Raw genomic sequence first — 26,376 nt, 5'->3', positions numbered from 1 at the left:
ACCGGCGCCCGCCCAGGAACACCCCCGGGCTTCCGGTACGGATTACCCCGAATGCCGTAGCGGCGAATCCGCCCTATCGTGCTGTTCATGGAGCACGCACTGAGTCCCGCTACCCTCGCCGAACTGCGGCGCCCGCGTCCCTACCCGGCGGTGTCCGTGCTGACCCCGACGCACCGCCGCGAACCCGAGAACGGCCAGGATCCGGTCCGGCTGCGCAATGTCGTGGCCGAGGCCCGCAAACGCCTGGAGTCCGACCCCGCCGTCACCCGCGACCGGCGCGCCGACGTCGAGGCACAACTCGACCGCGCGCTGGCCGAGGTGGACCTGACACACGCCGAGGACGGCCTGGTGATCTTCGCCGCCCCGGGCGAGCACCAGGTCTGGTCGCTGGGCCGCACCGTCCCGGAACGGGTCGTTCTCGCGGATACCTTCCTCACCCGCAACCTGGTCGCCGCACAGGCCGCCGAGCGCCCCTTCTGGGTGCTGTCGGTCTCCGCGGACCGCGTCACGCTGTGGAACGGCGGCCCGGACCGGGTCGTCGAGGACCGCTCCGGGGGCTTCCCGTTCATCCGCAACCGGGAGAACTTCGACGCCGAGCGCCAGATGCGCGTCGGCGATCTGCCGAGCACCTTCCGCGACGAGGGCACGCGGCAGTTCCTGCGGGAGGCGGACACCGCCATGGGCGCGGTCCTGCGCGAGCAGCCGCGCCCGCTGTACGTCACCGGTGAACAGGCCGCGCTCGCGCTGCTGGACGAGGCCGGCAGCGTGGCCAGGGCCGCCGTGCAGGTGCGCCGGGGCGGGCTCGCGCACGCCGACCCCGAGACCGTGTGGCAGGCCATCCGGCCCATTCTGGATGCGGAGACGACCAGGGACGCCACGTCCGTGGTCGGGGAACTGACCTCCGCGCGCGGCCACCGGACTTTCGCGGCCGGGCTGGACGAGCTGTGGCAGAGCGCCCGCGAGGGCCGGGTCCGGCTGCTCGCCGTGGAGGAGAACTTCCGCGCGACCGTCCGCGACCTCGGCGAGCATCTGATGCCGGCCGAGCCGGGCGATCTGGACGCCCACGACGACATCGTGGACGAGATCGTCGAGCAGTGCCTGGAGACCGGCGCCGAGGTGCGCTTCGTCCCCGACGGCACCCTGGGCGACGCCGACGGCATCGCGGCCGTACTGCGGTACTGAGCCCCGCCGAGGCCCTGCAGCCCCGGGGTAAGCGCTCTCCCGTCGGCGTACGCTACGCCGTGACTGTCGGCGGGAGGGAGCGGGCGCATGGGTGACCTGCTGGGTGTGGCGGTACTGGGTGCCGGCCACATGGGAGCCGACCACATACGACGTCTCGACCAGGTGGTCAGCGGCGCCCGAGTCGCGGCCGTGGCCGATCCCGATGTGGAGCGGGCGAAGCAGGCGGCGGCAGGCCTTCCCGGCGTGACGGTGCACGCCGATTGGCCCGCCGCTCTCGACGCGCCCGGCGTGCGGGCCGTGCTGATCGCCTCCCCCGGTCCCGCCCACGAGGAGGCGCTGCTCGCCTGCTTCGCCCGCGGGCTGCCGGTGCTGTGCGAGAAACCCATGGTGCCGGACTCCACCGGCGCACTGCGGGTCGTGGAGGCGGAGGCCCGGCTCGGTCGCCGGCTGGCGCAGATCGGCTTCATGCGCCGCTACGACGCCCAGTACCGGCGGCTGAAGGCCCTGCTGGACGGGGGAAGCCTCGGCCGGCCCCTGATGCTGCACTGCACCCACCGCAACGTCTCCTCCCCCGCCGGTTTCACCAGCGCCATGCTGATCAACAGCTCCGTCTCCCATGAGATCGACGCGGCCCGCTGGCTGCTCGGGCAGGAGCTGACGGCGGTGACCGTGCTGCGGCCCGGGCCTGCCGCGGGCGCCCCCGAGGGCCTGATCGATCCGCAGTTCGTCCTGTTCGAGACCGAGCGGGGCGCCCTCGTCGACGTCGAGGTCTTCGTCAACTGCGGCTTCGGCTACCAGGTGCGCTGCGAGGCCGTGTGCGAGGCGGGCAGCGCCCGGATCGGCGACGAGCACACCATGGTGGTCACGACCAGGGGCAGCGCCGCGGAGGAGGTGGCGCGGGACTACCTCGTGCGGTTCGCCGACGCCTACGACCGCGAGGTGCAGGCCTGGGTCGACGCCACCCGGCGCGGTGAGGTCACCGGCCCGGACGTCTGGGACGGCTACGCGGTGTCCGCCGTCGCCGAGGCGGGGGTCCGGGCCCTGGAGACGGGCGGCCGGGTAGCCGTCGATCTCGCCCCGCGCCCCGGCCTTCGGTAGCGGGGCGTGAGTGGTGCTTGGGGCCGCACCGTCACACCCCGCCGAAGAGGGCGCTCAGCCCCCGCTCCACCACCGCCGCCATGTCCTCCTGCCCGGCCGCCACCACCTCATAGGTACGCAGCAGGAAACGGCGCAACTCCGAGGCCTGGAACTGCAACAGGGCGAGGCCGTGGGGCGAGTGGAACTCCAGCACCGTCCGCGTGCGGTCGTACGGCCATATCTGCACGTCCCCGTGGCCGGCCGGGGCCCGCAGCCCCTGGTCGAGCAGGGAGCGCGCGAAGATCCAGCTGAGCTCCTCGCCGTCCAGGGCGGCCTCGGCGGGGAAGTCCACGAAGACGGCCAGCGGGTCGCCCGTCGTGTACCGAAGGGTGGCCGACACCGGGATCTCCCGGTCCTCGGCGGTGACGAGCCGGGCAAGGGCGGGTTGTTCGATACAGACGTCCATGCCTTTATGGAGTCCGTCGAGGCCCTGCACATGGCGTCAAATCCGGTCAGAGTTGGGCGGTTACCCGCCGATCGAGGGCCACATGGAACACACGAGCGTCGAACACGCGATTGAGCGCTACACGGAAGCCATCACCATGGCCCAACTCCCGTAGGATCCCTACGATTTGACCCTGCCGACGCGTACGTCATCCGTACCTGGGAATCGCTCCGGGAAGACTCTGGCATATGCCGGAAGCACCACCGTATCGTGTGTTGCCAAATCCCTTACGGGGCGTCGCGCGCTGTGCCACAGTCGTAACGGTCCCCCGTCCCCCTTGGCCGTATCACCCCCCATCGGAGTGCGTCATGCCGTCCCCAGTCTCCGCGGACCGCTCAGCCGCCCAGCCGCCCGGACGCGGCTCGGTCGAGGCGTTGATCACGCAGACGCGGCGACTCAAGGGCGACGTGGACGCCGTACGGCGGGACACCCGGAGCGACGGTGCGGACCCGGAGGAACGCTGGCAGCGCGCCCTGTACGACCTCGCGCTGCACCAGCTGAACGACCTGGACGCTCACTTGGCGCAGTTACGGGACGGCCCGGAGCCCGCTCCGGCGGTGTCCGCCGGCGCCCCGGTCGTGCGGCCGGCTCCGGCGGCCACCCCGCCGGGATCGCTGCTCAGCCGCGTCGGCAGCGCGGAGTGGAACCTGCTGACGGATGAGGCCACCTGGTCCGGTGAGCTGTACCAGATCCTCGGCCGCGACCCGGCCGGCCCCGCCCTCACCCTGGACGAACTGCCGTCCCTGGTCCTGGAGGAGGACCGGTCGAGGCTGACCACGATGGTGACGGACTGCCTGGTCGACGGCAAGCCGATCGACGGGGAGTTCCGCGTCGTACGGCCCGACGCCTCCCTGCGGACCGTGCACATGATGGGCGAGCCGGTGCTCGGCGCCGACGGCAGCACCGCCTCGATGTGGGCGGTACTGCGGGACGTCAGCCAACTGCGCCGCAGCCAGCGGACGGTGCGCGAGACCCGTGACTCGCTGCAGCACCGCCGCCGGCAGGAGCGGACCGAGCACCGGATCGCGGCCGAGCTGCAGGAGGCCGTGCTACCGCCATGGCGCGGCTCCCTGCGGCTCCCGCACCGGGAACCACCGGCCCTCGACCTCGCCGCCCACCACCTGCCGGCGGCGACGGGGACGCTCATCGGCGGAGACTGGTACGACGCGCTGGAGCTGTCCGACGGGCAGACCCTGCTCAGCGTCGGGGACCTCACCGGACAGGGCGTGGCCGTCGCCTCGGGCATGGCGATGCTGCTCGGCGCCGTCCGGGGCATGGCGATGACCGGCACAGCACCCGGTGAACTGCTCGCCCTGCTGAACCAGTTACTGGACGCCGCCGTGCAGCCCGCCCTGGGCAGCGCCGTCTGCTGCCGCTACCGGCCCGAGACCCGCACCCTGCTCTGGGCGCAGGCCGGACACCCCGCCCCGCTGCTGTACCGCGACGGGACGGGGCGCCGGCTGAACGCGCCGGGCGGCGTCCTGCTCGGTGCCACCTCGGGCGCCGTCTACGGGCAGGCCGAAGTGACCCTTCGGCCGGACGACCTCCTCCTGTTGCACACCGACGGACTGGCCTCAGGGCACAGCGGCTCGGCGGCCACGGACCGGCTGCTCGAACTCGCGCCGCGGTTCGGCGCGGCGCGCACCGCGCAGGACTGTGTACGGGCGGTCGTCGAGGAGTTCGGCGGGGCCGGGCGTGAGGACGAGGCGTGCGTACTCGTCGCCAAGGTCCACTGAGAAGACCCGGCGCACAGGCCCCTATGCCTGTGCGCTGTTGTCGCCCTTGCCCCTCGGCCTGGGCAGGGCGAGCCTGATCTCCTCCCGCAGTTCGTGGATCTTCGGGTAGCCGGAGTACTCCGCGGTCAGCCGGTACATCTGGCGCAGCCGGTCCCAGGTGCGACGGGAGGAGTTCGACCCCATCGACATCAGGGCCAGCCGTGCGTAGCGGTCGGCCTGTTCGGGGTCGTCGGCGATGAAGCAGGCCGACGCCATGGACAGATGGTCGAAGATCTTGGACCGCTCGCGTCCGTCCACGCGCAGGGCGAGTGCCTTGTCCGCGTAGTACTGGGCGGACGCGGCCGCACTCGGGTCGAACTCCGCCAGCGTGCGGTAGGCCAGGGCCTGCATGCCGTAGAGGTCCTCGTCCTTGAAGGTCTGCATCCAGTCCGGGGGTTCCACGTCGCGCCGGTCGGAGACGAAGAGGTCCTCCGCCCGGCCGAGCGTGCGGCGCATCGCCTGGCCCTTGCCCATCGACGCCTGCGCCCAGGCCTCGATGGTGTGGAACATCGCCTTCGTACGCGGTTGCAGGCGGTCGCCGGCGCCGGACTGGGCGAGCTTCATCAGGTCCAGCGCGTCGTCGGGCCGGCCGAGGTGCACCATCTGCCGGGCCGCCCGGGACAGCGCCTCGCCGGCGCGGGGCCGGTCGCCGCCCTCACGGGCGGCGTGGGCGGCGATGACGAAGTACTTCTGCGCCGTGGGTTCCAGGCCGACGTCGTGGGACATCCAGCCCGCGAGGACGGCGAGATTGGCGGCGACGCCCCACAGGCGCCGCTGGAGATGGGGTGGGTGGTGGTAGGCGAGCATGCCGCCCACCTCGTTCAGCTGACCCACGACCGCCTTGCGTTGCAGACCGCCGCCACGGGCCGCGTCCCAGGCGCGGAACACCTCGACCGAGCGCTCCAGTTCCTCGATCTCCTGCGATCCGATGGGGGCTGCCTCGTAGCGGTCGAACCCGGCGGGGTCGACATGCAGAGGGTCGTCGAGGACAGGGGCGTCGGCCTTGAGGGCCGGGTCGGCGTGCAGCCAGTCGTACATGGCGCTGCTGAGTGTGGATCCCGCGGCGAGCGCGGCACCCGCGCCCACCAAGCCGCGTCGGTTGAGCATGAGGTCCATTCCCGTGAATTCGGTGAGGACCGCGGCGGTCCGTTCGGGCGGCCACGGCACACCGTCGGGATGTTCCTCGATCCCGTCGCCCTGCCGCTTCCCTGCGCGCCCGTGCCGTACCAGACCGAGGTCCTCGATGGTCACGACACGGCCGAGACGCTCGGTGAACAGGGCCGCCAGCACCCTCGGCACGGGATCGCGCGGGATCTCGCCCGTGTCGATCCACCGCCGCACCCGGGAGGTGTCGGTCGCCAGCTGGGGGTGGCCCATGGCCGCCGCCTGCCGGTTGACCAGCCTCGCGAGTTCGCCCTTGGACCAGCCGGCCAGGCCGAACAGGTCCGCAAGGCGGGTGTTGGGTTGTCCGCTCACGTCAAGCCCCCAGGTTCTCGGCTGAGTTGACAGTAGCCCGGTGGAGGTTGCCGGGCGACTATTCGCCACGGTTCGCCAGGGTCCGCCAGATGGTGTGCCACTGGGCATCGGGTGTCAGGTAGGAAAGCGCCACCCCGGCCCGGTCGCCGCCATCGAACAAGACGGCGCGTGACGGCATATGACGGGCACACTCCCCAGGGTGTGCCCGGGCGACCGGGCTGGGTTGCGCGTGAGACTTACAGGCAGGCACCGCAGGCACACGAAGGGATCTGTTCTCCCATGTACGCAGCATCATCCTCCGTGTCCGCCCCGCCCCGGCCGCTGCGTCCCCGCCCCGCGGGCGGCGGGCCGTACCTCGATCCGGCGGCGCGGCCGGGCGGACCCGTGCTGGGCGCGGGCCGGCCCCGGCGGGTGCCGGGTCAACCCGGTACCCAACCGCTCAGCGGGCGACTCGACTTGTCCGGTCCACAGGGTGCGCAGCTGCGCACCGCGATCGCGTCGGTGCACCGGATCTGCCCGGAGTTCGCTCCGGTGCAGGTGCTGCGGCGCAGCGGACGGTCCGTCCTGCTCGTCGGGACGACGGGGCGCAGCACGGCCGTCGCCAAGTGTCTCCTGGACCACTCGCCCGCCTGGGCCGAGCGGATCCGCCACGAAATAGCCGCATACCGCTCGTTCGTCCGGCACCGGCCACCGGTTCGCGTGCCCAGGCTGATCGCGGCGGACCCGGACAACTGCACACTGGTCATCGAGCGGATGCCGGGCCGGGTGGCGGCGCTGCAGCGGCATCCGTTGGAGGCCCCGCCCCGCGCGGACATCCGGGCCGCGCTGGGTGCGATCTGCCGGCTGAACGCCTGGCGCCCCCCGGCCGGCACCTTCGACATGCCGCTGGACTACGCCGCCCGGCTCTCCCGGTACCACGAGCTGGGCCTGCTCACCGACCGGGACCTCGGGGACCTGCAGAAGCTGCTGCACGGCATCGCCCATGAGGTGGGCCGGCACGGCATGCTCCAGTTCTGTCACGGCGACGCCCTGCTCTCGAACATCCTGCTCTCACCGGCCGGTCCAGTGCTGGTGGACTGGGAGCACGCGGGCTGGTATCTGCCGGGGTACGACCTGGCGACGCTGTGGCTGGTCCTCGGGGACGCGCCGGTGGCCCGGCGGCAGATCAGTCAGATCGCCCAGTCGGCGGGCCCGGCCTCCCGGGACGCCTTCCTGGTGAACCTGATGCTCCTGCTCACCCGGGAGATCCGGACGTACGAGACGGCCGTGCAGCGTTCGATGCACGATACGGCCCCGGCGGCACCGGGTACGGCCCACCCGGGTGCCGCGCCGTCCGGCGAGGAACAGCGGCTGCTGCTCAGGCGGCTGCACGACGACTGCCAGATGGCCCGCAAGGCCGTCCGCGCGGCGGTCGGCACTCGCTGACGGGGACGAAGGTCCGCGGTGCGCCCAGAGCGGCGGCGCACCGCGGACCTTCGTGTGTGCAGGGCCCTTCGGACCCTTTGTACGCGTCGGGGCCGCACTGCTCACTGGTGTATGCCAGTGACGCCCCGCAGGCCCGCGCGCCGCCGCCGCGAAACTCGCCGAAATCCTCCGTGACATGGGAAATCACCGTCCTGAAGGCATCATTGACGGATCGTCGGCAAGCCGGTACCACTGACCCAGCTCGCCGCCGCACGCCCCGCCACGCCCGCGCGTCACAGGAGGCCGCATTGCGAGGTTCCGCCACCGACCCCACGTCCACACCCGGCCACAGACATCTGAGGCGCGCCGTCGGCCCGCTCGCCTGCGCCGCCCTGCTGCTGCCACTGCTCGGCGCGGCCCCCGCCCACAGCTCCACCGACTCCTCCGCCGCCCGGCTGCAGCACGCGTTCGCCACCGCCGCGGCCGACTACCACGTGCCGCAGGAGGTCCTGCTGGCTGTCTCCTACCTGCAGTCCCGCTGGGACCGGCACGGCGGCGCGCCCAGCGTGACCGGCGGCTACGGCCCGATGCACCTCACCGACGCCCGGACCGCGCTCGCCACCACGGAGCACTTCGCCGAGGGCGCGGAGGACGCCCGGGGCGACACCGCCCGGGCCGCCCTGCACCCTGATGTCGCGGAGCCGGCCGGCTCCGCGCTCCCGGCCCGCCTGAAGACGCTGCCGAAGGCGGCGGAGCTGACCGGCATCCCGGCCGAAGAGCTGCGCACCGATCCGGCGGCGAACGTGGCCGGCGGCGCCGCTCTGCTCGCCGCCGCGCAGAAGGAACTGGGCGAGCCGCTGAGCGCCGACCCGGCCGAGTGGTACGGCGCGGTGGCCCGCTTCTCCGGCGCCGATGACACGGCCACCGCCGCGGCCTACGCCGACGACGTCTTCGACGTCCTGCGCACGGGCGAGGAACGCACCACCGACGACGGCCAGCTGGTGGCCCTGGCCGCCCACCCGGATCTGACCGCCGACACCACCCAGCTGCGGCGGGCCGGCCTGCGTACCCTTCCCACGGACGACACCGAGTGCCCGAGGTCGGTGTCCTGCGAGTCGGTCCCGGCGCCCTACGCGCAGTTCGGGGACGACGACTACGGCAACCACGACCTCGGCGACCGCCCGGCCTCGCAGCGCATCAAGTACATCGTCATCCATGACACGGAGGGTGCCTGGGACGGGGTGCTCAACCTGATCCAGGACCCGACCTATGTGTCCTGGAACTACACCATCCGCTCCACCGACGGTCTCATCGCCCAGCATGTCAAGGCGAAGGACGTGGCCTGGCACGCGGGTAACTGGGACATCAACGCCCGGTCCGTCGGTATCGAGCACGAGGGCTTCCTCGCCGAGCCGGACGCCTGGTACACGGAGGCGATGTACCGGTCCTCGGCCCGGCTGGTGCGGTATCTGGCCGGCAAGTACGCCATCCCGCTGGACCGGCAGCACATCCTGGGCCACGACAACGTGCCCGGACCGACCACGTCCACCATCCCGGGCATGCACACGGACCCCGGCCCGTTCTGGGACTGGCGGCACTACTTCCAGCTGCTGGGCCATCCCTTCAAGCGCACGGCCGGCAAGACGGCCGGACTGCTGACGATCCTTCCGGACTACGCCGCGAACCGGCCCGTGTACACGGGCTGTACCACCAAGGGCGAGCCCTGCACGGCGCACGGTTCCAGCGAGGTGCGGCTGTACTCCGACCACGACGTGAACGCCCCGCTGATCAAGGACATCGGTCTGAAGACCGACCCGACCAACGGGGTGAACGATCTGTCGTCGCGGGTGTCCACCGGCCAGCAGTACGCGGTCGCCGACCGCTGGGGCGACTGGACGGCCATCTGGTACCTGGGACAGAAGGCCTGGTTCGAGAACCCGCGCGAGGAGCCGGCGGCGGTGCCCGCGAAGGGGCTGGTGGTGACCCCGAATGAGGGTCTGCCGAGCGTCCCCGTGTACGGCCGCGCCTACCCGGAGAAGGAGGCCTACCCGGCGGGCGTCCCCGCCCAGTCGGTGGTGCCGCTGCCGTACACGATCCCGGCCGGCCAGAAGTACGTGGTCGGTGACGAGGTGCCGGGCGAGTACTACTACGCGGTCACCTTCACCACCGACTCGCACCGGGTCGTGGTGGGCAAGGACCTGTACTACGAGATCCAGTACGGTCACCGGATCGCCTTCGTCCGTGCCGCGGACGTACACCTGGAAGGGTCGGCGCGCTAGCGGCGGGCGGTGGCTCAGCCCTGCTGGAAAAGCTCCGCCGGGAGCGGCTTCAGCAGGGCGTACAGGTCATCGGTGATGGGGCGGTCCCAGGCGGCGATGGTCACGAGGACGCCGTCGCTGCGGTCGAACTGCACACAGGAGATCCGGCTCTCGGACAGCTTCAGACGCCGCACGATGAGGAGGTTGTCGCCCTGGAGGACCGGGGTGTCCTCGGTTTCGACGACGGTGACCTCCTCGTCGTTCTCCAGTGCCAGCAGCAGCTGTCCCACCTCGAAGGGGACCTCTCCCTCGGCGACGTCGCGGGCCGGGGAGCCCTCCGGCAGATTGCCGATGATCATCGCGGGGCCGCGGCCGCCGAAGAGGTCGTAGCGCAGGAAGACGCCCTGGCAGGTGCCGTCGGGGGCGGGCAGCAGGCCCGCGCCGAGGTTGCCCGGCCAGTCGCCCGGGTCCATGGCCAGCACGTCGAAGTCGGGTCCGGCAGGAGTGGCGCTGCGGCGGCGGAGGAACGACATGCGGCCATGGTACGTGCCCGGGCTCCGGTGGGTGACCCGCGGGCGCCGGGCAGCGCACCGGCGGGCGGGCGCGGGAGCGGCTATCTGGATCATGCCGGGCTCGCGGGGCCTGGCATGATCCGAACGAACATGCCGGGCTCGCGGGGCCTGGCATGATCCGAACGAAGGGCCTAGCTCAGGGGGCAGCTGGAGAGCAGGGTGCCCGGGTCCGCGTCGGCCGGGCGGGCGACCGTGTGACCGGCGGGCGGCAGGCCATCTCCGCTGATCCACCGTTCCAGTGCCGTGAACGCCGAGCGGTGGCAGGGCACCATCGGGCGGAGCCGGCCGGGGAAGGCGTCGACCAGCGAGTCGGTGTGGGTGCCGTCCTCGATGCGGTAGTAGCGCAGCAGCCCGCCGCGCCCGGCCGCGTGGACCATGCGCGCGTAGACGTCGGAGTCCTCGCTGATCGGCAGCAGTGTGTCGAGGGTGCCCTGGAGGGTGATCAGGGGTTTGCCGATGCGTCCGGTGAGGGCGATGCGGCCGACGGCGCGGTGGACGGCGGCGGGGCGGGCCGGATAGTCGTAGTCGGCGTCGCAGGTGGGAGTGCCGGGGGCGCAGAACGGTGTGCCCGCCTCGGTGATGCCGTCGTAGCCGGGGTCGACTTCCTCGCGGTAGATGCGCTGGGTGAGATCCCAGTAGACCTTGTACTGGTACGGCCACAGGAACTCGGAGCCGGCCGGGAAGCCCGCGTGGTGCAGGGCCGCCTGGGCATCGGCGGCTCCGGGGCCGCCGGCGGCGTATGCGGGGTAGTGGCGCAGGGCGGCCGGCAGGAAGGTGAACGGGTTGGGGCCGTCGGAGCGCCAGAGCGTGCCTTCCCAGTCGACTCCGCCGTCGTACAGCTCGGGGTGGTTCTCGAGTTGCCAGCGCACCAGGTAGCCGCCGTTGGACAGGCCGGTGGCGATCGTGCGGGCCGGGGGCCGGTGGTAGCGCTGGGCGACCACGGCGCGGGCGGCGCCGGTGAGCTGGGTGAGACGGGTGTTCCATTCGGCGATGGCGTCGCCGGGCCGGTGGCCGTCGCGGTAGAAGGCGGTGCCGGTGTTGCCCTTGTCGGTGGCGGCGTAGGCGTAGCCGCGGGCGAGCACCCAGTCGGCTATGGCCCGGTCGTTCGCGTACTGCTCGCGGTTGCCGGGGGTTCCGGCGACCACCAGGCCGCCGGTCCAGTGGTCGGGCAGGCGGATGACGAACTGGGAGTCGTGGTTCCAGCCGTGGTCGGTGTTGGTGGTGGAGATGTCGGGGAAGTACCCGTCGATCTGGATGCCGGGAACGCCGCTGGGCGTGGGCAGGTTGGTCGGGGTGAGACCGGCGTAATCGGCCGGATCGGTGTGTCCGGAGGCCACGGTCCCGGCGGTGGTCAGTTCGTCCAGGCAGTCGGCCTGCTGGCGGGCGGCGCCCGGCACCCACAGCCGGGCGCCGCCGGCACAGTGCCCGGCCGGTGTCTCGGCGCCGGTGGGCGCCGCCGTGGCCGGGGTGACCAGGAGGGAACAGGCGGCGGCGAGCGACAGTGCGCCGAGCGCGGCGCGCCGTGTCGGCCGGCCGAGCGGTGACGTGCGGTGGGGGAGCATGCGGTTACCTCCGGCGGTTGGGGACGCGCTGGAGGTTAGGGCGCAGTGGTGGTGCCCGACATGTGTCTGGCCGCCATGATGGCGGCCCGTACAGCGTCGCCGGCCACCATGGCGACTGTCTCCTCTTATGGACCTCCCGTCAGGGGCAGCCGCTGTCGGCGAGGGTGTAGTAGCCGGTGGGTGACTCCTTCAGGGTGTGGGTGACGAACGTGTTGTACAGCCCCATGTTCTGGTGGGAGCCACTCGCGTAGGTGTATCCGCCGCTGGTGGTGGCCCGTCCCGCCTGCACATGGTCGTAGTTGCTCGCCGTCCAGCAGGAGGCGCTGCCTCCGTCTCCCGGGTCGGGGCCGCCCGGGTCGGAGGTGTCCAGGCCGAAGAAGCGGGCGATCCAGCGGCTGGAGCAGATCGAGTCCAGGAAGTACGGGGCGCCGGTGCTGCCGCACTGCTCGCTGCCGGTGCCCGGATCGACCGGGGTGCCGTGGCCGATGCCGGGGACGTGGTCGACCTCCACGGCGACCGTGCCGTCGGCGGCCAGGTACTGGTCCTGCCGAGTGGCGTCCGGCCCGATGGCCGTCGTACGCGTGGGGGTCTGGGACAGGCCGTGCAGGGCCGTCCACTGGTCGCGCAGTTCGGTGGCGTTCCGCGGTACGACGGTGGTGTCCTGGTCGCCGTACCAGATGGCCGTGCGCGGCCATGGCCCCGGGTACGACGGAGAGGCGTCGCGCACCCGCTGGGCCCACTGGGCCGGGCTCAGGTCGACGCCGGGGTTCATGCAGGTGTACGGGCTGTTGTCCTTGGTGCAGTCGTAGGGCAGGCCGGCGACGACCGCGCCGGCGGAGAAGACGTCGGGGTAGGTCGCGAGCATGACCGACGTCATGCCGCCGCCCGCGGACAGACCGGTGACGTAGACCCGTCGGGGGTCGGCGCCGTAGGCGGTGACGGCGTATCCGGCCATCTGCCGGATGGACAGGGCTTCGCCCTGGTCACGCCGGTTGTCGCTGCTCTGGAACCAGTTGAAGCACTTGCTCGGGTTGTTGGCGGTGGTCGTCTCGGCGAGCACCAGCAGGAACCCGTCGCTGTCGGCGAGTCGGGGCAGTCCGGAGTTGTCGGCGTAGACCTGGGCGCTCTGTGTGCATCCGTGCAGGGCGACCACCACCGGCGGGTGTGCCGGCAGGGAGGCGGGCCGGTAGACGTACATGGCCAGGGCGCCCGGGTTGGACCCGAAGCCGCTCACGGCGGTGAGGGCGGCGGAGGCCCGGGCGGCGGGGAGGGGGCCGGCGAGCGCGGTGCCGAGGACGACGGCGACGACGGCCAGGAGTCGGGTCAGGAGGCGGGCCCGACGGCGGCGGGGCGGCCGTCCCTGGGCGTCGGTTTCGGCGACCGGCTCGCGGTGCGCTCCGGGCGGCTTCCTGAACGGGTGCGGTGGCATGGCGGCTCCTTCGGTGGGCACACATGTCCCGGCCTCCCGCGCAGGGGTGGCGCCTGGAGCACCGGGCGTGGCGGAACCGTAGGTTCGGGCGTGTGCGGGCACCATGGCGCCGCGCACCACAGCCGTCGGGGCGTCAGTCCGCACCGGACGGATTGCCGGGCGCTGTGCGGTCTGCTAGGCCGAGTCGCCCGTGGAGATACCGGCCTTACTCCTGCGGCGGTGCGGGTGGCACCACCGCGACCGGGCTCGCCGCGTGCAGCAGTACGGCATGGGTGACCGAGCCCATCATGCGGGCCGGGGCGAGCAGTCGCCGCCGGTGCCGTCCGACGACGACCAGGTCGGCGTCCCTGGAGGCGGCGACGAGATGGCCGGCCGCGTCGCCGGGCAGCGCCTCGGCGTCGGCGCGGACCTCGGGGTGCCGCTTGCGGTGCGGGGCGAGGAAGCCCTCGGCCAGGGCGCGGGTCTCGTTCTCGACGGCGTCCTGGTCGATCGCGGGCGGCACCAGCTGGCCGGGGGCGGACCACGTCTGCACCGGCCACGGGTAGGCGGCGATCACCTGTACCCGGGCGTCGCGCAGGGCCGCCTCGGCGAACGCGAAGGCGAGGACGCCCTCGTCGGGGCTGTCGGCGTGCAGCCCGACGACCACCCGGGGCCCCGGCTCGGCGGGGCCGTCCCCGTGCACCTCGCGGCCGGGCGGGGGTACGACGACCACCGGGCACTCGGCGTCCCGCGCGGCGGCGATGCCGTTGGAGCCGAGCAGCAGGCCTACGAAGCCGCCGCGCCCCCGAGACCCGAGAACCAACAGCTGGGCTTCGGCGCCCAGTTCGGGCAGTACGGCGCCCGGCACGCCCTCCAGGGCGACGTACTCCACGGCCGGCCTCTCGGCGCGGTCCGCGAGCCGGGCACGCACCTCGTCGAGCACGGGATCGCCCTCCGCCCCGGGCGGCCCGGCCACCAGTACGTCGGCCTGGCCCCAGGCGGCGTACTGCCGTACGTGCACCACACGCAAAGGTGCCGCCCGGCGGCGGGCGGTGGCCAGGGCCCACTCCAGGGCCCGCATGCTGCCCTCGGAACCGTCGACCGCGGCGATGACCGGCGCACTGCTCATGCTTCCTCACCTCCGGAACACGACTTCCCCCTTGCTGGGGCCAGCCTCGCCCAAGCGGCGGCCCCGGCAGGGCGCTGCCGGTCGCGTGTCCGGAAATCGGGTCGGAACACCCCTCGCTCAGGTCAGGTCGAACTCGCCTTCCCTCGCGCCGGATACGAAGGCACCCCACTCCGCGGGGGTGAAGATCAGGGAAGGGCTTTCCGGCCGGCCGCTGTTGCGCATCGCGATGAAACCCTCGACAAAGGCGATCTGGACATCGCCCACGCCTCGGCTGCTGGACTGCCACTCGGCCTTGCTGAGGTCCAGCTCCGGCTTGTCCCAGCCCTTGAGCGGCTGCTGGATGGTGGTCTCGGCCACGTCCGTGCTCCTCCCGATTCGTCGTCCGCGGCCAGCCTAGCGACCGCTCACGACGGCCGACAGGCCACGCGGGAAGGACCTTCAGGAATCGGGGGGTTCGGACCCCACCAGCCACATGGAGAAGAACTGCGAGCCGCCGCCGTAGGCGTGTCCGAGCACCCTGCGGGCGCCGTCCACCTGGTGTTCCCCGGCCTGTCCGCGCACCTGGAGAGCCGCCTCGGCGAAGCGGATCATGCCGGAGGCGCCGATGGGATTGGTGGACAGCACACCGCCGGACATGTTGACGGGAAGGTCCCCGTCGAGTTCGGTCACCCCCGACTCGGTGAGCTTCCAGCCCTCGCCCTCCTCGGCGAAGCCGAGGTTCTCCAGCCACATGGGCTCGTACCAGGAGAACGGCACGTACATCTCGACGGCGTCGATGTCCCGGCGCGGATCGGCGATGCCGGCCTGCCGGTAGACGTCGGCGGCGCAGTCCTTGCCGGCCTGCGGGGAGACGAAGTCCTTGCCCGCGAAGAGGGTCGGTTCGCTGCGCATGGCGCCGCCGAGCAGCCAGGCGGGCGGCCGGGGTGCGCGGGCGGCGCCGGCCCGGTCGGTGAGGACCATGGCGCAGGCGCCGTCGGAGGACGGGCAGGTCTCGGAGTAGCGGATGGGGTCCCACAGCATGGGCGAGGCCTGGACCCTCTCCAGGGTGATGTCGTGTTCGTGCAGGTGGGCGTAGGGGTTCTTCAGTGCGTTGCGCCGGTCCTTGTAGGCGACGAGGGAGCCGACGGTGTCGGGGGCTCCGCTGCGCCGCATGTAGGCGCGCACGTGCGGGGCGAAGAAGCCGCCCGCCCCGGCGAGCAGCGGCTGCTGGAAGGGGATCGGCAGGGACAGGCCCCACATGGCGTTGGACTCGGACTGCTTTTCGAAGGCGAGGGTGAGGACCGTGCCGTGGACGCGGGCGGCGACCAGGTTGGCGGCGACGAGGGCGGTGGACCCGCCGACGGAGCCGGCGGTGTGCACCCGCAGCATGGGCTTGCCGACCGCGCCGAGGGCGTCGGCGAGGTACAGCTCGGGCATCATCACGCCCTCGAAGAAGTCGGGCGCCTTGCCGATGACGACGGCATCGATGTCGGCCCACGCCAACCCCGCGTCGGCCAGGGCGCGTTGTCCGGCCTCGCGGACGAGACCGGCGATCGACACGTCCCGGCGGGCGGCCACATGCCTGGTCTGGCCGATCCCTACGACGGCCACGGGCTCCTTGCTCATCGTGGATCCCCTTCGAGTACGGCGACCAGGTTCTGCTGCAGACAGGGTCCTGAGGTGGCGTGGGCGAGGGCACGGTCGGAGTCGCCGCGGTGGATGCGGGCGGCGGCCTCGCCGATGCGGACGAGTCCGGCGGCCATCACCGGGTTGGCGGCGAGGGCCCCGCCGGAGGGGTTGACGCGTACGCCGGCGCCGAGGCGGAGCGCCTTGCGCAGGACCACCTCCTGCGAGCTGAACGGAGCGTGCAACTCGGCCGTGTCGACGGGTCGTTCGAAGGCTCCGGCCCGTTCGGCGGCCAGCCGGGTGGAGGGCGAGTCGGTCAGATCGCGCACGCCGAGTCCGTGGGCCTCGATGCGGTGGTCGATCCCCCGGATCCAGGCGGGCCGCTCGCACAGTTCGCGGGCAAGCTCCCCCGCCGCCAGGATCACCGCGGCGGCACCGTCGCCGATGGGCGGGCAGTCGCCGGTGCGCAGGGGGCGTACGAGGTGGCCGCCCTGCGGGACCCTGCCCTTGAGCTGGGCGTGGGGGTTGGTGGTGGCGTCGGCCCTGCTGCGTGCGCCGACGGCGGCGAGCGCGCGTTCGTCGGTGTCGCCGGCGTCGATGAGGGCCTGCGCCTGGAGGGCGGCGAGGGCTACGGCGTCGGGCCACAGGGGAGCGACGTAGTACGGGTCGAGCTGCCGGGTCAGCACGTCCCGCACCGAGCCGGGTGAGCACTTGCCGTACGCGTAGACGAGCGCGGTGTCGGCATCACCGGTCAGCAGCTTGGTCCACGCCTCGTACAGCGCCCACGCGCCGTCCATCTCGACGTGTGACTCGGAGATCGGCGGCCAGGCGCCCACCCCGTCGAGGGCGAGGGTGAAGGAGAAGGCGCGGCCGGCGAGGTAGTCGCTGGAGCCGGAGCAGGTGAAGCCGATGTCGGCGGTCCTGAGACCGGTTCGGTCGAGGACCTCGTGCAGCACCGGCATGAGCATCTCGACCTCGGAGGACTCCTCGCTGGTGCGCCGGTGGCCGGTCTGGGCGAAGGCGACGACCGCGATGTCACGCGTCACAACAGCTCCTTGTAGGTGTCGTACTCCGCGTCGGGTTCGCCGGCCGGCCGGTAGTGGTCGGGATAGCGGGCGCCCTCGGTCCACACCGGTTCGACCCGCAGGCCCATCCGCACCCGGTCGTAGGGGATGCCGCCGATCCGGGCGTGCAGGGCGAGGTCGGCGCCGTCGAGTGCGATGTGGGCGTAGACGTAGGGGACCTCGATGTCGAGGTTCTTCGCCTTGATGTTGACGATGCAGAAGGTGGTCACCGTGCCGCGCGGACCCACCTCGACCTGTTCTGCTGTGGCGACACCACATGTGGGGCACGCACCCCTCGGCGGTACGTACACCTTGCGGCAGGAGGGGCAGCGCTCGCCGACGGTCCGCTGTCCGGCGAGGGCCTCGATGTAGGCGGACTGGGCCCGGCCGGGTGAGTAGGTGTAGTCGAGACGGGCGGCGGCGACGATGCCGGTGACCGGGTCCGCGAACTCGCCGGTGTGACCGGCCGGGCTCTCCGGGTCGCCGTCGTACGGCTCGAAGCAGGCGATGTCGGTGATGGCTCCCGTGCGGTCCCCGGCCCAGCGGACACGTACCCGCATGCCGGTGTGCACGGTGTCGGGGCCCGGGACGTCGAGGGCGTGCAGCAGGGCGGTGTCGGCGCCGTCGAGCCGGACCAGTGCCCAGGCGAAGGGGGTGGCGAGGGGCTGGCCGCGGCGGGGCTCGTGGTTCCAGGCCCAGGTGGTGACCGTGCCGGTGGGGGCGACCTCCACCAGGTCGCGGATCTCGTCGGCAGTGACGGGGTCGTACTCGACGGGCGGGACGAGAACGCGGCCGTCGGTGGTCTTCACGCCGAGGACGACGCGTTCACGCAGGCCGGTGAGGAAGGCGCTCTGGACGGGGCCGAGGGAGCGGGTGAAGGGGAACTCGACGACGAGTGGTGCTTTGAGGACTTCGGGCATGGCAGCTCCTCGGGTCAGGCGCGCTTGTAGACGGGGGGCCGTTTCTCCGCGAACGCGCGGGCGCCCTCCCTGGCGTCGGCGGTGTCGAAGACCGGCCAGCCGCGGGCGAGTTCGGCGGCGAGCCCCTCGGTCTCCGTCATCTCGGCGGTCTCGTACACGGACGCCTTGACGGCCTCGACGGCGAGCGGCCCGCAGGCGTTGATCTGTTCGGCGATCTCCAACGCCTTGGCGAGCGCTGTCCCGTCGGGCACGACATGCCCGATGAGGCCGATGCCGGCGGCCTCCTGGGCGCTGTACGGCCGGCCGGTCAGCAGCATCTCCAGGGCGTGGGCGCGTGGGATCTGGCGTTGCAGCCGGACGGTGGAGCCGCCGATCGGGAACAGCCCACGCCTGACCTCGAACAGTCCGAAGGTCGCGGACTCGCCGGCGACCCGGATGTCGGTGCCCTGGAGGATCTCGGTGCCGCCCGCGACGCAGTACCCCTCGACGGCGGCGATCACCGGTTTGCGCGGGCGGTGGTGGCGCAGCATCGCCTTCCAGTGCAGGTCGGGGTCGGCCTTGAGCCGGTCGCGGTAGTGCTCCCCCTGCATGCCGTTCCCGGCCAGTGCCTTGAGGTCCATTCCGGCGCAGAAGGCGCCGCCGGTCCCGGTGAGCACGATGGAGCGGATCGCGTCGTCCGCGTCGGCCTCGAGCCAGCCGTCGTACAGGCCGACGAGCATCGGGAGCGAGAGCGCGTTCCTGGCGTCGGGCCTGTTGAGCGTGAGTACCAGTGTGGCACCCTCGCGCCGCACGGTGAGGTGTTCCGTCCCACCCATGGGCCATCTCCCCTCGGTAAGAACGAGAACAGGTTGCAGGAGGCGGCGGGGCACTTCAAGGGTTTTCTGACAGTCAGTCAGATTTGTTGGTGCGGTCCCTTCACAGTTGCTTTCCCCTTTGCTCTGATGACCGGCGAACCCACGGATGCGCCTTTCTTCGTCCGGACTGCCGGGGTCAGGAGGAGCGGTGGAGTACAACCTTGCCGATCTGTTCGAGTCGGTCGTCGACGCGGTCCCGGACCGCGAGGCGCTCGTGTACCTCGACCACCCCGGCACGGGCGCGGAGCGCCGGCTGACGTACGCCGGGCTGGACGCCGCCGCCAACCGCATCGCGCACCATCTGATCGACAGCGGCGTACGACCCGGTGAGCACCTCGGCCTTCACCTGTACAACGGGGTCGAGTACCTGCAGACGGTACTGGGCTGCCTGAAGGCCAGGGTCGTCCCGGTCAACGTCAACTACCGCTATGTCGAAGAGGAGTTGGTGTACCTCTACCGGGACGCGGATCTCGTCGCGCTGGCCTTCGAGGCGGAGTTCGAGGACCGGGTGGCGGGGGCGCTGCCGCGTGCGCCGGGACTTCGGCATCTGCTGCGGGTGGGCGCGGGCCCGGCACGGGCGCCCGGGGCGGTGCCGTTCGCCGACGCGGAGGCCGCCGGGTCACCCGAGCGCGGCTTCCCGGCACGGTCGGGGGACGACCAGTTCATCATCTACACCGGTGGCACGACGGGCATGCCCAAGGGCGTGATGTGGCGCCAGGAGGACCTGTTCTTCGCGGGGCTCGGGGGCGGGGCGCCGACCGGGGAACCGGTGAAGGCGCCGGAAGAACTGGCCGAGCGGGTCGCCGCGGGCGGTGCCGGGATCACCTTCTTCCCCACTCCCCCGCTGATGCACGGCACCTCGACCCTCACCGCGTTCATCGGTTTCCACCTCGGCCAACGCGTCGTTCTGCACCGCAAGTTCAGCCCGGAGGAGGTGCTGCGGACCGTCGAACGGGAGAAGGTCACCAGCATGTCGCTGGTCGGCGACGCGATGCTCCGGCCGCTGATCGACGCCCTGAACGGGCCGATGAGGGGCACCGACTGCTCGGCCCTGTTCAGCATCTCCTCGTCGGGCGCGATCATGTCGGAGACGGTGCGCAGGCAGCTGCGCGAGCTGGTCCCGAACGCGATGCTGCTGAACAACTACGGTTCCTCCGAGTCCGGTTTCAACGGGACGGCGACCGACGACTCCGGACCCGAGCGCGGCTTCCGCATCCGGGTCAACTCCCGTACCCGGGTGGTGGATCCGACGACGCACGAGCCGGTCGCCGGCGGAGAGATCGGCCGGGTCGCCCAGTGCGGCCATGTCCCGCTCGGCTACTACAACGACCCGCGCAAGACCGCCGAGACCTTCTTCGAGAGGGACGGGCAGCGCTGGGTGCTGCTGGGTGACATGGCGACAGTCGACGAGGACGGCGTGGTCACCGTCCTCGGCCGGGGCTCCCAGTGCATCAACACGGGTGGCGAGAAGGTCTATCCGGAGGAGGTCGAGCAGGCGCTCAAGGCACATCCGGACGTCTACGACGCGCTGGTGGCGGGCGTGCCGGACGCCACGTGGGGCAGCCATGTGGCGGCCGTGGTGCAGTTGCGCGAGGGAGCGCCGCACCCGTCGCTGGCCGATATCCAGAGCCACTGCCGTACCCGGCTGGCCGGTTACAAGGTCCCCCGCCAGCTGGTGATCACGGACGCCGTCCAGCGGTCCCCCAGCGGCAAGGCCGACTACCGGTGGGCACGGGAGGTGGCGGTGGCGGCGGATCACCGGTAGTCGGAGCCCCGAAGGCCCGGCATGCCGCAAGCCGGGTCCGCCGTGGGCCGGGGCCACCGCAGGCCCGCGACGCGAGCGGACGCCTCCTCCTGCCGCCCCTGCAGGGATGTGGCGACATGCCCGCGGTAAAGGCCTGTTTCCGCATGTCGCTCCCCGCTTGCAGCTGCTCTAGTAGGCAGGCAGTAATCCACATGTTCCCGACTAAAGGATCCTGTGATGTCACTGCGCCGCTCACTCTTCACCCTCACCGCCACGGCAGGCTTGGCAATGTCCGCGGCGCTCGCCACACCAGCCGCGGCGGCAGTAGCCGCCACCCCGGCGGCTCCGAAGTCGGTCAACGCGTACCAGGACTGCCCGGTCGGCTGGTTCTGCGTCTGGGAGGACGCGGGTGGATGGGGCCGGATGGCGCGCTTCCAGCTGGGCTCCGACGACCTCCGCGACTTCAACCTGAACGACCAGATCTCCTCTGTGTGGAACAGGACCGGCAAGACTTTCTGCACGTGGCTGAACATCAACCGTGACGGCGCCACGTGGCCGGTAGGGAACTGGCAGGGAAACACCTCCCAGTACAACAGAAACGACAACATCAGTTCCCTGTGGGTAGGAACATGCTGATCACTTCGCCTGGACTCGAGTCCGGTGGGACTGGAGCCTGCCGCGGACGCCCCGGTCTGGGCGATGAGTGAGTTCCGGGACCGGTTCATGGCGGCGTACGGGCCACGGCGGGACTGACCACGGCCACCGAAGCTCCCCGGCGCTCACCGGGGCTCACTCGTCGAGGAACTCCTCCACCACGGCGAGGAACTCCTCCGGCCGGGTCTCGTGCACCAAGTGCCCGGCCTCGAGGGTCACCAGCCGGGCGTCCGGTATCGACTCGGCCAGCTGGGCGACCTGGTCCTGCGGGATGAGGCTGGTGGGGCCGCCCCCGATGACCAGCGTGGGCATGGTGATCCGGTCCATGTGGTCCCACCACACAGGATCGGGCGCGTTACGCTGCCGATCGGCGGCCCGCACCATCGCCCAGTCGAACGGCAGCTCCCCGTCGGGCCGTTCGGCGGGCGGCCGGGGCGGGTCCAGCGGCACCGGCGCGCACACGTCCTCCAGCACCAGGCGTCGTACGGCACCGGGATGCCGCTGCGCGAGGAGATACGCGACGAGGCCTCCCAGCGAATGCCCCACGACGTCGGCGCCGGTGAGTCCGAGGGCGGCCAGCAGGGCATGGACGTCCTCGCTCATCGTCTCGGCCGAGTAGTCGTCCCCGGGCCAGTCGCTGTGTCCGTGGCCGCGCAGGTCCGGGGCGTACACCCGGCGGGGCCGGGGTGGCGCCGCGAGGCGTTCGGCGATCGGTGTCCAGTCCGCGCCATCGGCGCCCCGGCAGTGCAACAGCAGCACGGCCGGGGCGTCCGCCGGGCCCCATGTGCGGCAGGCCAGGGTGATTCCGTTCGCCTCGACGGTGTGCAGCGCCGCGGTGTCCATGTCCGGCACGCTAGCCGAGCGGTCCGGTGCGGGGCGGTCTAATCCGCCGACGGCTGAGCGGTGCCCGTGGACCGGTCGAGAAAGGCACGCGTACGGCCCAGGAACCATTCCGGGTCGTCCAGCCAGGGGTAGTGGCCGGCGCCGGGCTGGACGGCGGACTCGGCGTTCGGGAAGGCCTGCGCGACACGGCGCGCGAGGCCGGGGCGGGGGCCGCCGTCGAGTTCGCCCGCGTACACGAGGACGGGGGCGGTCAGGGTGGCGAGCGCGGCACGGGTCGCGTCCGGGGTGAACGCGCCGTCGGCGAAGTAGCACTCCCCCGCCTCGTCGTTGGTCTGCTGCAGTTCGGCGTCCGTGTGCGCCCGGGCGGCGTCGTCCCAGCGGCCGTGGAAGAACGGCAGGAACACGTCGTCGAAGTCGGCGTCCCCCGCGAGCCAGGCCCGGAAGGCGGGGAAGGCGTCCTCGAACCACGGCTCGCGCGTGCGCAGCCCGGCCGCCGCCAGCCGGTCCTCGGCCGTCGCCCGCAGGCCCAGAGCGGACGGGTTGGGGGTGATCAGCAGGAGCCGTCGTATCCGGTGCGGGTGGCGGGCCGCGTAGAGCATCGCCAGGGCGGCGCCCGCCGAGTGGGCGAGCAGATCCATGTGCTCCAGGCCCATGTGGGCGCGCCATAGCTCCACGTCCTCGACCATCCGGTCGCAGCGGTACGTCGCCGGGTCCGCCGGTACCGCGGAGTCGCCGGTGCCCCGCAGGTCGAGCAGGGCCAGCCGGCGGTGCGCGGTCAGTCCACCCAGGTCCCCGAGGTAGGCGGAGGCGCGCATGGGACCGCCGGGCAGGACGGCGAGGGGTTCGCCCTCACCCCGCAGGTGGTAGGCGAGCCGGGTGCCGTCGGCTGCTGTGAAGGTCGGCATGTTGCTGATCATGAGGGTCGACCCCACCGGCAGGCAACGCCTTTCCGCACGCACGATGAGGGGCCCGGGCGCCGGTGCTTCCGTTCCCAGGGCGCCGGCGCAGGGAAAGTCGCCGCCGCCCTCTTGCCTCAGGGCAGGGTGGCCTGAATTACTGGCCCCGACAGATCGACCGAATGATCGGTCGCCCGAAATGTGAGGCCGGCAAGGGAGACGTCTCGATGGCGGATGCGACGGATCTGCTCGACGCGGGCGAGCGGCTCGGGCCCGAGGAGCTACGGGCGCTTCAGCTCGAGCGACTGCGTGCCTCGCTGCGGCACGCCTATGACCACGTGCCGTTCTACCGGGAGTCGTTCGACAAGGCCGGCGTCCGCCCGGAGGACTGCCGTTCGCTCGCGGATCTGGCGCATTTCCCGTTCACGACCAAGGCCGACCTGCGGGAGAACTACCCGTACGGCATGTTCGCCGTGCCCCGCGAGCGGATCCGCCGGCTGCACGCCTCCAGCGGCACCACGGGACGCCCCACGGTGGTCGGCTATACGGACAACGACCTTTCCATGTGGGCCGACATGGTGGCGCGGTCGATCCGTGCAGCCGGCGGGCGGCCCGGTGACATCGTGCATGTGGCGTACGGCTATGGGCTGTTCACCGGGGGTCTGGGCGCCCACTATGGTGCCGAACGCCTGGGCTGTACGGTCGTCCCGGCCTCCGGCGGTATGACGGCGCGGCAGGTGCAGCTGGTCCGGGATCTCGAACCGGCCGTCATCATGGTGACTCCCTCCTACATGCTGACGCTGCTGGACGAGTTCGAACGGCAGGGCGTGGATCCGCGCGGCACCTCGTTGCGGGTGGGTGTCTTCGGGGCCGAGCCCTGGACCGAGCAGATGCGGCGTGAGATCGAGGAGCGGTTCGCGATCGACGCCGTCGACATCTACGGCCTGTCCGAGGTGATCGGTCCGGGTGTGGCCCAGGAGTGTCTGGAGACCAAGGACGGGCTGACCGTGTGGGAGGACCACTTCTATCCGGAGGTGGTCGATCCGATCACGGGCGAGGTGCTGCCGGAGGGCGAGCGGGGCGAGCTGGTGTTCACCTCGCTGACCAAGGAGGCCATGCCGATCGTCCGGTACCGGACCCGTGATCTGACCCGGCTGCTGCCCGGCACGGCCCGGGTCTTCCGGCGGATGGAGAAGGTCACCGGCCGCAGTGACGACATGGTGATCCTGCGCGGGGTCAACCTGTTCCCCACCCAGATCGAGGAGATCGTGCTGCGTACGCCCGGCGTGGCGCCGCACTTCCAGCTGCGTCTCACCCGGGAGGGCCGTCTGGACGCGCTGACCGTCCGGGCCGAGGCCCGCCCGGGCGCGACACCCGAGGTACGCCAGGAGGCGTCCCGGTCCATCGTCGCGGCCGTGAAGGACGGCATCGGCGTGTCCGTCGACGTGGAGATCGTGGAGCCGGAGTCGCTGGAACGCTCGGTGGGCAAGATCCGCCGGATCGTGGACCTGCGTCCGCGTTAGCACGCAAGGCGCCGGGCCGGACGCCTTCCTGGCCGTCGGACACGCGGTGCTGTTCGAGACCGATCCGGGCCGGGCCCGCGCCCTGGCACGCGCCGGGGACGGGCCACGCCCTGGCGCACGAGCATCTGCGCGGCTACCTCGAAATCCCGTACAACCTGGTCAAGTTCCGCCGGCTCGGATACACGGACGACGACCTCTCCGGCGGCGGCAGCGACCGTTTCGTGGCCGACCTGGTGTACTGGGGTGACCCGGACACGGTCGTCCGCAAGCCGCACGGCCATGTGGCCGCGGGCGCCGACCACGTGGCCGTGCAGGTGATCGGCGTCGAACCGGGCGAATCCGCGCTGCCGCACTGGCGGTTGCCGACCGACGCGCTGTCGCCGGCGAAGAACCCGGTCAGCCGCTGAAGCGGTCCCGCAGCTCGCGCTTGAGGATCTTCCCGCTGGCGTTGCGCGGCAGAGCGTCCACGAACAGCACCCGCTTGGGGGCCTTGAAGGCCGGGAGATTCTCCTTCACGTGGGCGATCAGCTGATCCTCCGTCACCTCGCCGCACGGGACGACGGCCGCTGTGACCACCTCGATCCACCGCTCGTCCGGCAGGCCGAACACAGCGGCCTCGGCCACCGCCTCGTGGGTGTACAGGGCGTCCTCGATCTGACGGGAAGCGACCAGCACCCCGCCGGAGTTGATGACGTCCTTCACCCGGTCGACGATGGTGAAGTAACCGTCGGCGTCGCGCACCGCGAGGTCGCCCGAGCGGAACCAGCCGTCCCGGAACGCCTCGGCGGTCTCCTCGGGCTTGTCCCAGTAGCCCTCGCACAACTGCGGTGAACGGTAGACGATCTCGCCCGGCGTGCCGTCGGGGACGTTCTCCCCCGCGTCGTCCACGACGCGGGCGTCCACGAACAGGACGGTCCGGCCGCAGGAGTCCAGCCGGCCCGCGTGTTCGTCGGGGCCGAGCACGGTGGCGAGCGGGCCGATCTCGCTCTGGCCGAAGCAGTTGTAGAAGGCCAGCCCCGGCAGGCGTTCCCGCAGCCGCTCCAGCACCGGCACGGGCATGACGGACGCGCCGTAGTACGCCTTGCGCAGACCGCCGAGATCGCGGGTGGCGAAGTCGGGCCGGTTCGCCAGGCCGATCCACACCGTGGGCGGCGCGAACAGGCTGTCCACGCGGCCCGCTTCGATGAGATCGAAGAGCCGGTCCCCGTCCGGCGCGTCCAGGACGATGTTGGTCGCGCCGACCGCGAGGTAGGGCAGCAGGAACACGTGCAGCTGCGCGGAGTGGTACAGCGGCAGCGCGTGCACCGGCTGGTCTCCGGCGCTCAGGTCGAGGGCCGTGATCGCGCTCAGGTACTCGTGCACCAGGGCCCGGTGGGTCATCATCGCGCCCTTGGGCAGGGCGGTCGTGCCGGAGGTGTACAACAGCTGCACCAGGTCCTCGGTGCGGGGCTCGGGCCCGTCGTACGGCGGTGTGTCCGGCAGCCGGGTCAGGAGCGAGTCCTCCGCATCCCGCAGCGGCAACACCCGTACGTCTTTCGGAAGTCGTCCGGCCAGGCCGGGATCGGCGAGGACCAGCGTGCTGCCCGACTGGCCGACGAGGTACGCCAGGTCGTCCCCGGTGAGGTTCTGGTTGACCGGCACATGGACCAGACCCGCGCGGGCGCAGGCCAGGAACCCGATCAGGTAGGCGTCGGAGTTGTGGCCGTAGGCGCCGACCCGGTCGCCCGGCGTGAGCCCCTGCGCACGCAGGAGCGCGGCCGCGCGGGAGACGGCGTCGTCGAGTTCCTCGTACGTCCATCTGCGGCCGCCGTACTCCACCGCGACGCGCGCCGGGGTGCGCCGGGCGCTGCGCCGTAGGACCCCGTCGACCGTGCTGCCGTGTCCCTGCATCATGACAGCCGATCCTCGGGCCGCCGGACGTGCCG

Annotated in this window: 23 protein-coding genes; 9 read left to right on the top strand and 14 right to left on the bottom strand. The window is 71.9% G+C overall.

All coding sequences use genetic code 11. From position 1 onward, the window contains the following. Window positions 1-87 precede the first annotated feature (87 nt). Together AC07C1_RS03045 and AC07C1_RS03040 are read left to right on the top strand one after the other, a co-directional pair. Window positions 88-1,182 (top strand): baeRF3 domain-containing protein, encoded by a 1,095-nt coding sequence (locus AC07C1_RS03045; protein ID WP_478936486.1) that lies wholly within the window; start codon window positions 88-90, stop codon window positions 1,180-1,182. A gap of 87 nt (window positions 1,183-1,269) precedes the next feature. Next, entirely contained in the window at window positions 1,270-2,280 is a 1,011-nt protein-coding gene (locus AC07C1_RS03040) for a Gfo/Idh/MocA family protein (RefSeq protein ID WP_478936485.1), read from the top strand. A gap of 31 nt (window positions 2,281-2,311) precedes the next feature. On the opposite strand, the gene AC07C1_RS03035 is transcribed toward AC07C1_RS03040, so the two are convergent. Further along, a complete protein-coding gene (locus AC07C1_RS03035) occupies window positions 2,312-2,725 on the bottom strand; it encodes an SsgA family sporulation/cell division regulator (RefSeq protein ID WP_478936484.1) in 414 nt (137 codons plus the stop codon). 347 nt (window positions 2,726-3,072) lie between these two features. Between AC07C1_RS03035 and AC07C1_RS03030 the strand changes: the two genes are divergently transcribed. After that, window positions 3,073-4,500, top strand: coding sequence for a PP2C family protein-serine/threonine phosphatase (locus AC07C1_RS03030; protein ID WP_478936483.1), 1,428 nt, complete (start codon window positions 3,073-3,075; stop codon window positions 4,498-4,500). Window positions 4,501-4,521: 21 nt separating this feature from the next. On the opposite strand, the gene AC07C1_RS03025 is transcribed toward AC07C1_RS03030, so the two are convergent. Beyond that, window positions 4,522-6,015, bottom strand: a complete 1,494-nt coding sequence (locus AC07C1_RS03025) for a DNA-binding protein NsdB (protein WP_478936482.1) — start codon at window positions 6,013-6,015, stop codon at window positions 4,522-4,524. Window positions 6,016-6,294: 279 nt separating this feature from the next. Between AC07C1_RS03025 and AC07C1_RS03020 the strand changes: the two genes are divergently transcribed. Both AC07C1_RS03020 and AC07C1_RS03015 read left to right on the top strand, forming a co-directional pair. Continuing rightward, the gene (locus tag AC07C1_RS03020; RefSeq protein ID WP_478936480.1) at window positions 6,295-7,440 is read left to right on the top strand and encodes an aminoglycoside phosphotransferase family protein; all 1,146 of its coding nucleotides are present in this window, start codon (window positions 6,295-6,297) and stop codon (window positions 7,438-7,440) included. A gap of 287 nt (window positions 7,441-7,727) precedes the next feature. Next, a complete protein-coding gene (locus AC07C1_RS03015) occupies window positions 7,728-9,698 on the top strand; it encodes an N-acetylmuramoyl-L-alanine amidase (RefSeq protein ID WP_478936479.1) in 1,971 nt (656 codons plus the stop codon). 14 nt (window positions 9,699-9,712) lie between these two features. Here the strand turns inward: AC07C1_RS03015 and AC07C1_RS03010 are convergent, their stop codons facing one another. The 9 genes from AC07C1_RS03010 to AC07C1_RS02970 all read right to left on the bottom strand — a co-directional run bounded on the left by AC07C1_RS03010 (window position 9,713) and on the right by AC07C1_RS02970 (window position 18,752). After that, entirely contained in the window at window positions 9,713-10,210 is a 498-nt protein-coding gene (locus AC07C1_RS03010) for a hypothetical protein (protein WP_478936478.1), read from the bottom strand. Between the two features lie 170 nt (window positions 10,211-10,380). Beyond that, window positions 10,381-11,811: a 3-hydroxybutyrate oligomer hydrolase family protein gene (locus tag AC07C1_RS03005; protein ID WP_478936477.1), complete on the bottom strand. Its 1,431-nt coding sequence runs from the start codon at window positions 11,809-11,811 to the stop codon at window positions 10,381-10,383. 139 nt (window positions 11,812-11,950) lie between these two features. After that, window positions 11,951-13,240, bottom strand: coding sequence for an extracellular catalytic domain type 1 short-chain-length polyhydroxyalkanoate depolymerase (locus tag AC07C1_RS03000; protein ID WP_478936475.1), 1,290 nt, complete (start codon window positions 13,238-13,240; stop codon window positions 11,951-11,953). A 205-nt stretch (window positions 13,241-13,445) separates the two neighbouring features. Then, entirely contained in the window at window positions 13,446-14,348 is a 903-nt protein-coding gene (locus AC07C1_RS02995; RefSeq protein WP_478936474.1) for a universal stress protein, read from the bottom strand. Between the two features lie 117 nt (window positions 14,349-14,465). Then, complete coding sequence (locus AC07C1_RS02990) at window positions 14,466-14,705, bottom strand: DUF397 domain-containing protein (RefSeq protein ID WP_478936472.1); 240 nt, start codon at window positions 14,703-14,705, stop codon at window positions 14,466-14,468. Between the two features lie 81 nt (window positions 14,706-14,786). Beyond that, complete coding sequence (locus AC07C1_RS02985) at window positions 14,787-15,953, bottom strand: thiolase domain-containing protein (RefSeq protein WP_478936471.1); 1,167 nt, start codon at window positions 15,951-15,953, stop codon at window positions 14,787-14,789. Beyond that, entirely contained in the window at window positions 15,950-16,999 is a 1,050-nt protein-coding gene (locus AC07C1_RS02980; RefSeq protein ID WP_478936470.1) for a thiolase domain-containing protein, read from the bottom strand. Before AC07C1_RS02980 ends, AC07C1_RS02985 begins: the two co-directional genes overlap by 4 nt. Continuing rightward, window positions 16,996-17,937, bottom strand: a complete 942-nt coding sequence (locus AC07C1_RS02975) for a Zn-ribbon domain-containing OB-fold protein (protein ID WP_478936469.1) — start codon at window positions 17,935-17,937, stop codon at window positions 16,996-16,998. Before AC07C1_RS02975 ends, AC07C1_RS02980 begins: the two co-directional genes overlap by 4 nt. Window positions 17,938-17,951: 14 nt before the next feature. Beyond that, complete coding sequence (locus AC07C1_RS02970; RefSeq protein ID WP_478936468.1) at window positions 17,952-18,752, bottom strand: crotonase/enoyl-CoA hydratase family protein; 801 nt, start codon at window positions 18,750-18,752, stop codon at window positions 17,952-17,954. 187 nt (window positions 18,753-18,939) lie between these two features. Between AC07C1_RS02970 and AC07C1_RS02965 the strand changes: the two genes are divergently transcribed. Together AC07C1_RS02965 and AC07C1_RS02960 are read left to right on the top strand one after the other, a co-directional pair. Next, window positions 18,940-20,556, top strand: a complete 1,617-nt coding sequence (locus AC07C1_RS02965; protein WP_478936467.1) for an acyl-CoA synthetase — start codon at window positions 18,940-18,942, stop codon at window positions 20,554-20,556. Between the two features lie 216 nt (window positions 20,557-20,772). Beyond that, window positions 20,773-21,171 carry a peptidase inhibitor family I36 protein gene (locus AC07C1_RS02960; protein WP_478936466.1) on the top strand — a complete coding sequence of 133 codons (399 nt, stop codon included), beginning with the start codon at window positions 20,773-20,775 and terminating at the stop codon, window positions 21,169-21,171. A 153-nt stretch (window positions 21,172-21,324) separates the two neighbouring features. Here the strand turns inward: AC07C1_RS02960 and AC07C1_RS02955 are convergent, their stop codons facing one another. Both AC07C1_RS02955 and AC07C1_RS02950 read right to left on the bottom strand, forming a co-directional pair. Next, window positions 21,325-22,032, bottom strand: a complete 708-nt coding sequence (locus AC07C1_RS02955; protein WP_478936465.1) for an alpha/beta fold hydrolase — start codon at window positions 22,030-22,032, stop codon at window positions 21,325-21,327. Between the two features lie 38 nt (window positions 22,033-22,070). Next, a complete protein-coding gene (locus tag AC07C1_RS02950) occupies window positions 22,071-22,937 on the bottom strand; it encodes an alpha/beta fold hydrolase (RefSeq protein WP_478936464.1) in 867 nt (288 codons plus the stop codon). 218 nt (window positions 22,938-23,155) lie between these two features. Between AC07C1_RS02950 and paaK the strand changes: the two genes are divergently transcribed. Beyond that, the gene (paaK, locus tag AC07C1_RS02945) at window positions 23,156-24,451 is read left to right on the top strand and encodes a phenylacetate--CoA ligase PaaK (RefSeq protein WP_478936463.1); all 1,296 of its coding nucleotides are present in this window, start codon (window positions 23,156-23,158) and stop codon (window positions 24,449-24,451) included. 221 nt (window positions 24,452-24,672) lie between these two features. Next, complete coding sequence (locus tag AC07C1_RS02940) at window positions 24,673-24,858, top strand: hypothetical protein (RefSeq protein ID WP_478936462.1); 186 nt, start codon at window positions 24,673-24,675, stop codon at window positions 24,856-24,858. On the opposite strand, the gene AC07C1_RS02935 is transcribed toward AC07C1_RS02940, so the two are convergent. Further along, entirely contained in the window at window positions 24,848-26,344 is a 1,497-nt protein-coding gene (locus tag AC07C1_RS02935; RefSeq protein WP_478936461.1) for an acyl-CoA synthetase, read from the bottom strand. The two genes, AC07C1_RS02940 and AC07C1_RS02935, sit on opposite strands and share 11 nt — an antisense overlap. Between the last annotated feature and the right edge of the window lie 32 nt (window positions 26,345-26,376).

The organism is Streptomyces sp. NPDC045022 (assembly GCF_056432605.1).
The sequence above is the reverse complement of the archived record's forward strand: the minus strand, read 5'-3'. Positions and strand labels throughout refer to the sequence as shown.